The following is a 2,965-nucleotide window of genomic DNA, read 5'->3' as shown; positions in this document are numbered from 1 at the left end:
CCAAGAAAGATGAAGATCACCAGCAACACCACTGCGAGCGTGATCGCGATGGTGGTGATGACTTCGGTGATGGCCGAGTGGATGAAGTCCGCGGTGTTGAACGGAATCCCCAGCTTGAGCCCGGGCGGGAGGTCCTTGCGCACGGTCTTGAGCTGCTGCTGGATACCTCTTGCAACATCCAGCGAGTTGGCCGACGGCGTGGTATCCACACCGATCAACGTGGCCGGATTGCCATCGAAATAGGCGTTGGACACGTAGCTTTGGGCACCCAGTTCGACATCCGCGACCTGGTCCAGGTACACCGGCGTGTTGTCGACGGTCTTGACCACCAGCTTCTTGAAGGTGGCTACGCTCTGGGCGCTCAGGTTGCTGCCGATGGGAATGGCCACGAGTTTGTTGCGCGTGGTGCCCAGTGCAGTGACCACGTTCTGCGTCTGCAGGGTTTTCTGGACGTCGGTGGGCGTCACGCCGAAGGCGGTCATGGCCTCGGGTTTGAGCCACACGCGCATGGCCAGCGTATTCCCGTTGCCGCCGCTGCCGCCGGGAATCAGACGTGCCCTGGACACCCCGTTTACGGTCTGCAGCAGGGGTTGCACTTTGCGGATCACGTAGTCGGTGATCTGCGACGGAGTCATGACCTTGCCCGGGCTGTACAGCGCGATATACATCAACGATGTCTGGTGCCCCGAGGACACGTTGACGGTCGGCGGGTGGCTGTTGGCGGGCAACTGGTCCCGCACCTGGGTGATCTCGGTCTGTACATTCGCCAGCGCATTGGCCTGGTCGGTATTCAGGCGCATGTACAGCGTCAGCGTGGAGCTGCCCTGCGAGCTGGATGATTCCATGTAGTCCAGGTCGGGCGTCTGTCCGAGCACGCGTCCGAGCGGCTGGGTGATGAAGCTTTGTACCGTGTTGGGACTGGCGCCCGGATACCCTGTGCTCACCTTGATCACCGTATTGGTGAGATTGGGATACTCACGGGTCTGCAGGCTGAAGAAACTGAACAGCCCGAGGATGCCGATGAGCAGGGCAAGCGTGATGGCCAGCACCGGCCGGCGAACGAACAGGTCGGTCCAGCGACCGCGCGCTTCGTTCATGCTCCGCCTCCCGAGGCCTGACCGTGTTTGCCGTGAGCCTTTTTGCCCGCGTCTTTGGCGATGGTTACCGCGGCTCCCGGATGCAGCTTGACCTGGCCCGCTGTCACCACTTTCTCATTTGCTTTAAGGCCCTTCGAGATCACCGTGAGACCGTTGCGCGAATCGCCTGTCTGCACGTTGCGCTCCTTCACCTTGGAACCATGTTTGTCGTGCTCGACCACGTAGACGTACTGGCCGTAGGTGTTGTAACTGATGGCCGAATCCGGGATCGCGAGCACGGAGCTGGCTTGGCCGGTACGGACCGTGATCCGGCCGAACATGCCCGGACGCAGTGCGTCGCCGGGATTATCCAGCGTGGCCTGGACCCGGACATTGCGGGTTCCGCTCTGGACTTGTGCGCCGATGGCCGTGAGCTGACCCTTGAACGTGCGTTTGCCAAGCCCGGGGACCTGCAACTGGACCTGCTGCTTGACCGCCAGGCGCTCCAGCTCCTGCTGCGGCACCTGGAATACGGCGTAGATCGGATTCCATTTCTGCAGGTCGACCACCGGTGTCGTGGTCTGTACGTACTGCCCCAGGCTGACCTGGCGCAGTCCGACATGGCCGTCGAACGCGGCGCGGACCTGCAGTTTGGCCAGTGTGGCGCGATCCGAACTCACCGCGGCCTGCGCCTGCGCATATGCGGTTTTGGCTTCCTGCAGCGAAAGTTGGCTGGTGTTGTGTCGCCTGTAGAGTGTCCTTTGTTGTGCCAGCTTGGTCTTGTCCAGGTCCAGCGCCGAGAGGTCATGCTGCAATTGTGCCTGCTGGGTGGCATCGTTGAGCTGGACCAGCAACTGGCCTTTCTTCACCTGCGCGCCGGAATTGAACTTGATCGTCGTGACCATACCGGGCAGCTGTGGCGTCAGCATGGTGCCTTGCACCGCCTTCAGCGATGCGGTGACCTGAAGCTCGGAAGACCACTGCATCCGTTTGACCGGGACAGCGGAAACCGTGACGCGCTGTTTGCCCGCCTTGGACATGGCCGCTTCCGTTTTCGAAGCAATATAGGCATGCCAGCCGAAGATGCCGCCGAACAGTACGGCGAGAAAGATAACGAGTATCGATAGACGCTTGATCAGACGCTTGTCCATGGGTGTGACAACACTCCAGAGGCGTTAAGTGCAACAGATTTTTGAGGGGCCTCTATCACGGCAAACAACACGTGGGGCCACGCTCGTTAGTATACGTACCATTAGTATCCTAACAATTTATGGGGCGCACTGACATGGGCTTGTACAGCAGCCGCTAACCAAAGGTGTCAAAGGTGTCGGACAAGGTGCGCTGCAAAATACCGATATCGAGGATGTGTGTGCGCAACAATATCTCCAGATCTCGTCCCGCCTGATCGATGCACTGCACGTACTCGTCATGCATTCCAGAAGCGGTCTCATCGGCGCGTGATGAGGTTCCTGACTTCAATCGGGTTTCGGCATGCAGATGCATGAGCGAATGATCTTCGAGTTTCGGATCCGCTGCGGTTTGAATACAGGCGCGGCTCGCCTGACGGGTGCATTCTTGTGACCGATGATGCTGGCTGCGATCATGTTGCATGTCCCCCGCTTGTTGATTCCTGCCATGACTGGATTGCGCATCGCAACAACCCTGCTGCTTGTTTCCGGCTTGCTGGCCGCAAGGCCTGCGGCTGCCCAGGCCCTGTACCAGCTGCCCGGGCAGGTCACCTCGCGCATGGCCAGTCCGGAAAATCCCGACGGCGCCAAGGGGCAGGGCGCACGGGCCAATCACGGTGCCAAGGGGCATGCTTTCGACAGCATCAAGGCGCATGGACACCTGGACCTGCTTGATGTGAAGGGCGCAGGCGTGATCCGGCG

4 protein-coding genes are annotated in these 2,965 nt (G+C 60.3%); 1 reads left to right on the top strand and 3 read right to left on the bottom strand.

What is annotated here, in order from left to right; all coding sequences use genetic code 11:
* The 3 genes from PF446_RS08000 to PF446_RS07990 form a co-directional block, all read right to left on the bottom strand.
* Window positions 1-1,097 (bottom strand): efflux RND transporter permease subunit (locus PF446_RS08000; RefSeq protein WP_298070879.1); only part of this gene is annotated, 1,097 nt, incomplete at its 3' end.
* Window positions 1,094-2,227 carry an efflux RND transporter periplasmic adaptor subunit gene (locus PF446_RS07995; protein ID WP_298070878.1) on the bottom strand — a complete coding sequence of 378 codons (1,134 nt, stop codon included), beginning with the start codon at window positions 2,225-2,227 and terminating at the stop codon, window positions 1,094-1,096. The genes PF446_RS08000 and PF446_RS07995, both read right to left, overlap by 4 nt.
* Window positions 2,228-2,381: 154 nt before the next feature.
* Window positions 2,382-2,687 (bottom strand): hypothetical protein, encoded by a 306-nt coding sequence (locus tag PF446_RS07990; protein ID WP_298070875.1) that lies wholly within the window; start codon window positions 2,685-2,687, stop codon window positions 2,382-2,384.
* Window positions 2,688-2,711: 24 nt separating this feature from the next.
* Here PF446_RS07990 and PF446_RS07985 point away from each other — a divergent pair.
* The coding region (locus tag PF446_RS07985; protein ID WP_298070874.1) for a hypothetical protein at window positions 2,712-2,965 on the top strand (254 nt) is incomplete at its 3' end.

The organism is Oleiagrimonas sp., from assembly GCF_027858935.1.
Lineage (GTDB): Bacteria > Pseudomonadota > Gammaproteobacteria > Xanthomonadales > Rhodanobacteraceae > Oleiagrimonas.
The sequence above is the reverse complement of the archived record's forward strand: the minus strand, read 5'-3'. Positions and strand labels throughout refer to the sequence as shown.

Coding starts and splice junctions, on each gene's coding strand:
- PF446_RS07995 (WP_298070878.1), bottom strand. CDS start 2,227: ATGGACAAGCGTCTGATCAAGCGTCTATCGATACTCGTTATCTTTCTC.
- PF446_RS07990 (WP_298070875.1), bottom strand. CDS start 2,687: ATGCAACATGATCGCAGCCAGCATCATCGGTCACAAGAATGCACCCGT.